Genomic DNA, 6,046 nt, shown 5'->3' on the forward strand with positions numbered 1-6,046 from the left:
CCGAGCGGCACCGCCGGCGCGCGGGACCGGTCGGTCGCCGAGCCGGTCGCCCCGCTCGCCACGCCGGTCGCCCCGCTCGCCGCGCCGCTCCCCGCACCCCTGGCGGACCGGGTGCGAGCGCTGCTCGCGCGCGGCGGGCGCGTCGTGCTCGGCGTCGCGGGCGCTCCCGGGGCGGGCAAGTCGACGCTCGCGGCGCAGGTCGCGGCCGCGTTCCCCGGCGTGAGCGTCGTCGTGCCCATGGACGGGTTCCACCTCGCGCAGACCGAGCTCGAGCGGACCGGCCGCGCCGACCGCAAGGGCGCGCCCGACACGTTCGACGCCGACGGGTACGTCGCGCTGCTGCGGCGGCTGCGTGCCCCCGAGCCGGGCCGCGTGGTGTACGCGCCCGAGTACCGCCGTGACCTGCGCAACGGCGTGGCGGGGGCGATCGCCATCGCCGCGGACGTGCCGCTGGTCGTCACCGAGGGCAACTACCTGCTGCTCGCCGACGACGGGTTCGGACCCGTGGCCGACCTGCTCGACGAGGCCTGGTTCGTCGCCCCGCCGGACGACCTGCGGCTCGCCCGGCTCGTGGCGCGGCACGAGCGGTTCGGCAAGAGCCCCGACGCGGCGCGCGCGTGGTCGACCGGCCCGGACGAGACGAACGCGCGCCGCGTCGCGCCGACGGCCCGGCGCGCCGACCTCGTGGTCGGGCCCGAGCTGCTCGGCTGACCGTGCCACGCGGGCACGGACACGGACGCGCACCCGTCCGGGTGAGACACTGGCGCACGTGAACGACTTCCCCGCGCGCGCGGTCGTCGACCTCGCGGCACTGCGTGGCAACGTCCGCAGCCTCGCCGCGCACGCCCCGACCGCGCAGGTCATGGCCGTCGTCAAGGCCGACGCGTACGGGCACGGTCTCGTGCCGAGCGCGCTCGCCGCGGTCGACGGCGGCGCGACGTGGCTCGGCACCGCGCAGGTCTCCGAGGCGATCCACCTGCGGCGTGCCGGCGTGACCGGGGCGCGCGTGCTCGCGTGGCTGTACGCGCCGGGCGCGCCGTTGCGTGCCGCGATCGAGGCCGACGTGGACCTCGCGGTCGCGGCGCGCTGGGCGCTCGACGAGGTCGTCGCCGCGGCGCGCGAGGCGGGCCGCACGGCGCGCGTGCACCTCAAGGTCGACACCGGCCTCGGGCGCAACGGCCTCACGCCGGCACAGCTGCCCGACGTGCTCGCGGCGGCGCTCGCGGCGCAGGCCGAGGGTGCCCTGCGCGTCGTCGGCCTGTTCTCGCACCTCGCGCTCGCGGACGACCCGGGGCACGCGACGGTCGCGGCGCAGGCCGAGGAGTTCGCGCGGGCCGTCGCGCTCGTCGAGGGCGCGGGTGCGCGCCTCGAGGTGCGGCACCTCGCCAACTCGGCCGCGACGCTCACGTCGCCCGCGCTGCACTGGGACCTCGTGCGGCCCGGCCTCGCCGTGTACGGCCTCTCGCCCGTGCCGCAGCTCGGCGGCCCCGAGCGCTACGGCCTCGTGCCCGCGATGACGCTCGAGGCCGAGCTCGCGACGGTCAAGCCCGTCCCGGCCGGGTCGGGCGTGTCCTACGGGCACGCGTACGTCGTGCCGGGTGACACCGTGCTGGGCGTCGTGCCGCTCGGGTACGGCGACGGGATCCCGCGCCACGCGTCGGGCACGGCCGACCGCTGGGGCGGTCCCGTGCAGGTCGGCGGCCGCCGCCTGGGCGTCGCGGGCCGCGTCTGCATGGACCAGGTCGTGCTCGACCTGGGCCCGGACGCGCGCGAGGCCGCGGGCGACCGCGTCGTGCTGTGGGGCGACGGGCGCGACGGCGGCCCGACCGCGCAGGACTGGGCCGACGTCGCCGGGACGATCTCGTACGAGCTCGTGACGCGGCTCGGGGCGCGCGTGCCGCGCACGTACGTCGACAGCGAGCAGGACGCAGGTGCGGCCGGGACGACGGCCCGCCCCGCGGACGTGGAGGTGACCGCGTGACGACCGACGGGCTGCAGGTGCGCCTGCCCGACGCCGACGCGACGCGCGCGTGGGGCCGTGCGCTGGCCGACGTGCTGCGCGCGGGCGACCTCGTGGTGCTCACGGGCGACCTCGGCGCGGGCAAGACGACGCTCACGCAGGGGCTGGGCGCCGGTCTGCACGTGCGCGGGCAGGTCGCGTCGCCGACGTTCGTCATCGCGCGCGAGCACCCGCCGCTGCCGCGCCCCGACGGCACGCGCGGTCCCGCGCTGGTGCACGTCGACGCGTACCGGCTGGGCTCGCTCGACGAGGTCGAGGCGCTCGACCTGGACGCCGCGCTCGACGAGGCCGTCACGGTCGTCGAGTGGGGCGAGGGCTGGGTCGAGGGTCTGACCGACGACCGGCTCGAGCTGCGGCTCGCGCGCCCGCACGGCGGTGTGGCCGACGACGTCGAGGACGCCGCGGCGGGCGAGCGCGTGCTCACGGTGCGCGCGGTCGGCGCGCGCTGGGACGGCGTCGCGCTGCCGGGCGCCGACGCGGTGGGTCTGACGGACGTGGCGGACCTGACGGACGAGCAGCACGAGGGGCGTGGGCACTGATGCACCTGGGGATCGACACGTCGGGTGCGGTCGCGACCGCGCTGGTCGTCGACGCCGAGCACGGCGAGACGCTGACGGACGACGAGCCGCGGCGGCACGCCGAGCGGCTCATGCCGCAGGTCACCGAGCTGCTCGCGCGGCGCGGCGCGACCGTGCGGGACCTGCGCTCGGTCGTCGTCGGGACCGGGCCGGCGCCGTTCACGGGGCTGCGCGTCGGGCTCGTGACGGCGCGCGTGCTGGGCCTCGCGGTCGGGGTGCCCGTGCACGGCGTGCCGAGCCACGACGCGCTCGCCGAGGCCGCGGCCGAGGTCGGTGGGCTCGTGGACGGCACGCCGCTGCTGGTCGTCACCGACGCCCGGCGGCGGGAGGTCTACTGGTCGCGCTACGAGGTCCGCGGCGGCGTGCCGGTGCGCACCGTCGAGCCCGGCGTGGCCGTGCCCGCGGACGTGCCGCGCGTCGCGGACGAGGTCGTCGTGGGCGCTGGGCGCGACCTGTACGCCGACGTGTTCGGCGCCGCGGACGCGCGCGTCGCGTCCGACGTGCCGGGCCTGCGGGAGCCCGACCCCCGGTACCTGGTACGGATCGCGCAGCGCCGCCTCGCGGCGGGCGAGCCGCTGCCGACCGAGCCGCTGTACCTGCGTCGCCCGGACGCCGTCCCGTCGGCGGGGTCCAAGCGGGTCCTGGCGTGAGCGCGGCGGCCGTCGACGTGGCCGTGCGGCCCCTGACGGCCGCGGACCTGCCCGTGCTCGAGCGCCTCGAGGTCGAGCTGTTCGGTGCGGGCGCCTGGTCGGCCGCGACGCTCGCCGAGGAGCTCACGGCCCCGGGACGCACCTACGTGGGTGCGACGCTGCCGGACGGCGCGCTCGTCGGGTACGCGGGCCTGTGGTTCGACGGGTGGGACGCGCAGGTCATGACGGTCGGCACGGACGTCGCGCACCAGGGCCGCGGCGTGGGGCGCGCGATGCTGGGCGCGCTCGTCGACCGCGCGCGCGAGGTCGGTGCCGCGTCGGTGCTGCTCGAGGTGCGCGTCGACAACGCCCCCGCGCTGCACCTGTACGAGGCGCTGGGCTTCGAGCGGCTGGGTCGTCGTCGGGGCTACTACCAGCCCGAGAACGTGGACGCCTGGACCATGCGCCTGCCGCTGGGACCCGCCGCGGCCGACGCGCCGGGCGCCTGACCGATCGAGACCGACCGACCGAGGACGAGGGGGAGCGGTGCGCAGCGACGACGACGTGCGGGGTGCCGTGCTGGTGGAGCCGGACGACCTGGCCCGGCTGCTGGCCGACGACGACGGGCCGGTGCTGCTCGACGTGCGCTGGGCGCTGGGGCGCACGGACGGCCACGACCGGTACCTCGAGGCGCACCTGCCCGGTGCCGTGTACGTCGACCTCGACACCGAGCTCGCGGCACCGCCGTCGCCCGCGGCCGGGCGGCACCCGCTGCCCGACGTGGCCGACCTCGAGCGCGCCGCGCGGCGCTGGGGCGTGCGCGAGGGCGGGTCGGTCGTCGTGTACGACGACGTCGCGGGCACGTCCGCCGCGCGGGCCTGGTGGCTGCTGCGCTGGGCGGGCGTGCGCGACGTGCGGATCCTCGACGGCGGGCTGGCCGCGTGGACGGCCGCCGGCTACGCGGTCGAGCCGTTCGAGATCACGCCCGAGCCCGGGGACGTCGTGCTCGTGGCCGGTGCGCTGCCGACGCTCGACGCCGACGGCGCCGCCGCGCTCGCGGGCGACGGCGTGCTGCTCGACGCCCGGGCCGCCGAGCGGTACGCGGGGCGGGTCGAGCCCGTCGACCCGCGCGCGGGGCACGTGCCGGGTGCCGTGAGCGCGCCGACGGCCGACAACGTCGACGCCGACGGGCGGTTCCTGCCTGCCGACGCGCTGGCCGCGCGGTTCGCCGCGCTCGGCGTCGCGCCGGGTGCCACGGCCGCGCGCGTGGGCGTCTACTGCGGGTCCGGCGTCACCGCGGCGCACGAGGTCGCGGCGCTCGCGTCGATCGGCGTCGACGCCGCGCTGTACCCCGGGTCGTGGTCGCAGTGGGCGCACGACCCCGCGCGTCCCGTCGCGACGGCCTGACGGGCGCACCCGCCCGGCCGGTACCGCGCGGCCGGCACGGCCCGGTCCCGGTGACGGCGACGCCCTCCCGTCGCCCGACGGGGCGGCGGGAGGGCGTGCGGCGCTCCGGCGGGGGAGCGGTCAGACCGTGCGCGCGGCCTGGTCCCACTCGAGGCGCGGTGCGCGCGGGCGGTCGGTGCCCTCGCCGTCGGGCCAGCCGACGTTGAGCACGGCGAGCGTGCGCCACGCCGAGCCCGCGAAGAACTCGCCGTCGACGCCAGTCGCGTCCAGGCCCGTCATGGGGCCGACGCCGAGGCCCGCGGCGCGCAGGCCCACGACGAGGTAGCCCATCTGCAGCCACGCGTTGTCGCGCGACATGGCGACGCGTGCGTCATGCTTGTCGGCGAAGCCCTCGCCCGAGGTGGGTGCGTGCGGCACGAGCGTCGCCATGTGCTCGTGGAAGTCGACGTCGGTCGCGACGACGAGCGTCACGGGGGCGGCGAGCACGCGGTCGCGGTTGAACTCCGCGACGTGCGGCGCGAGGCGCTCGCGCCCCTCGCGGCTGCGCACGACGAGCAGCCGCAGCGGGCTCGTGTTCATGGCGGTCGGGCCCCAGCGCACGGTGTCGTACACCTCGCGCAGCAGCTCGTCGGGGACGGGGACGTCGAGGAAGCTCCCGACGGTGCGCGCGTCGCGGAACACGCGGTCCGCGGTCGTGGCGTCGACGCCGCGCGTGGTGCGCAGCGTCCGGATGTCGTCCATGAGGTCGCTCGTGGTCACGCCGCACTCAACATCGATGCGTTCGCACCGATGCCCGTCCGAGGATGTGACGCGTGTCACGTGCCGCACGCCGCCTATCCTGGACGCGTGAGCGAACCCCTCGTCCTCGGGATCGAGACCTCCTGCGACGAGACCGGCGTCGGCCTCGTGCGCGGCTACGAGCTGCTGGTCGACGCGGTCGCGAGCTCGGTCGACGAGCACGCACGCTTCGGCGGGATCATCCCCGAGATCGCCGCCCGCGCCCACCTCGAGGCCATGGTCCCGACCATCGAGCGCGCGCTCGCGACCGCGCAGGTCACGCTCGACGACGTCGACGCCGTGGCCGTCACCGCCGGCCCCGGGCTCGTGGGCCCGCTGACGATCGGCGCGTCCGCCGCGAAGGCGCTCGCGGTCGGGCTCGGCAAGCCGCTGTACGGCGTGAACCACGTCATCGGGCACGCGGTCGTCGACGAGCTGGTCGACGGTGCGTTCCCCGAGCGCGTCATGGCGCTCGTCGTCTCCGGGGGGCACTCGTCGCTGCTGATGATCGACGACACCGTGAACGTCACCGAGCTCGGCTCGACGCTCGACGACGCCGCGGGGGAGGCGTTCGACAAGGTCGGCCGCCTGCTCGGCCTGCCGTACCCCGGCGGCCCCCACATCGACCGGCTCGC

The 6,046-nt window shown here is 77.6% G+C and carries 8 protein-coding genes; 7 read left to right on the forward strand and 1 reads right to left on the reverse strand.

Annotated features, from left to right (window positions below; translation table 11 throughout):
• The first annotated feature begins 99 nt into the window (after positions 1–99).
• From CS2_RS17305 to CS2_RS17330, 6 genes are read left to right on the forward strand one after another with little or no spacing between them, the layout of a single operon-like run.
• Positions 100–711 carry a nucleoside/nucleotide kinase family protein gene (locus CS2_RS17305; protein ID WP_070320913.1) on the forward strand — a complete coding sequence of 204 codons (612 nt, stop codon included), beginning with the start codon at positions 100–102 and terminating at the stop codon, positions 709–711.
• A 58-nt stretch (positions 712–769) separates the two neighbouring features.
• Positions 770–1,981 (forward strand): alanine racemase, encoded by a 1,212-nt coding sequence (alr, locus tag CS2_RS17310; RefSeq protein WP_082740337.1) that lies wholly within the window; start codon positions 770–772, stop codon positions 1,979–1,981.
• Entirely contained in the window at positions 1,978–2,559 is a 582-nt protein-coding gene (gene tsaE, locus CS2_RS17315; protein WP_070320910.1) for a tRNA (adenosine(37)-N6)-threonylcarbamoyltransferase complex ATPase subunit type 1 TsaE, read from the forward strand. Before alr ends, tsaE begins: the two co-directional genes overlap by 4 nt.
• Positions 2,559–3,248, forward strand: a complete 690-nt coding sequence (tsaB, locus tag CS2_RS17320) for a tRNA (adenosine(37)-N6)-threonylcarbamoyltransferase complex dimerization subunit type 1 TsaB (protein WP_070320911.1) — start codon at positions 2,559–2,561, stop codon at positions 3,246–3,248. The genes tsaE and tsaB overlap by 1 nt, the downstream gene beginning before the upstream one ends.
• Positions 3,245–3,736 carry a ribosomal protein S18-alanine N-acetyltransferase gene (gene rimI, locus CS2_RS18945; protein ID WP_070320912.1) on the forward strand — a complete coding sequence of 164 codons (492 nt, stop codon included), beginning with the start codon at positions 3,245–3,247 and terminating at the stop codon, positions 3,734–3,736. Before tsaB ends, rimI begins: the two co-directional genes overlap by 4 nt.
• Positions 3,737–3,773: 37 nt before the next feature.
• Positions 3,774–4,634 carry a sulfurtransferase gene (locus CS2_RS17330; RefSeq protein ID WP_156442196.1) on the forward strand — a complete coding sequence of 287 codons (861 nt, stop codon included), beginning with the start codon at positions 3,774–3,776 and terminating at the stop codon, positions 4,632–4,634.
• Between the two features lie 120 nt (positions 4,635–4,754).
• Here CS2_RS17330 and CS2_RS17335 read toward each other — a convergent pair whose 3' ends face one another.
• Positions 4,755–5,393 carry a malonic semialdehyde reductase gene (locus tag CS2_RS17335; protein ID WP_233421252.1) on the reverse strand — a complete coding sequence of 213 codons (639 nt, stop codon included), beginning with the start codon at positions 5,391–5,393 and terminating at the stop codon, positions 4,755–4,757.
• A gap of 87 nt (positions 5,394–5,480) precedes the next feature.
• Here CS2_RS17335 and CS2_RS17340 point away from each other — a divergent pair.
• Positions 5,481–6,046, forward strand: a 566-nt coding sequence (locus tag CS2_RS17340; RefSeq protein ID WP_369691432.1) for a tRNA (adenosine(37)-N6)-threonylcarbamoyltransferase complex transferase subunit TsaD, incomplete at its 3' end; no start/stop codon positions are given.

The sequence above is a fragment of the Cellulomonas iranensis NBRC 101100 = JCM 18110 genome, assembly GCF_001552375.1.
GTDB lineage: Bacteria > Actinomycetota > Actinomycetes > Actinomycetales > Cellulomonadaceae > Cellulomonas > Cellulomonas iranensis.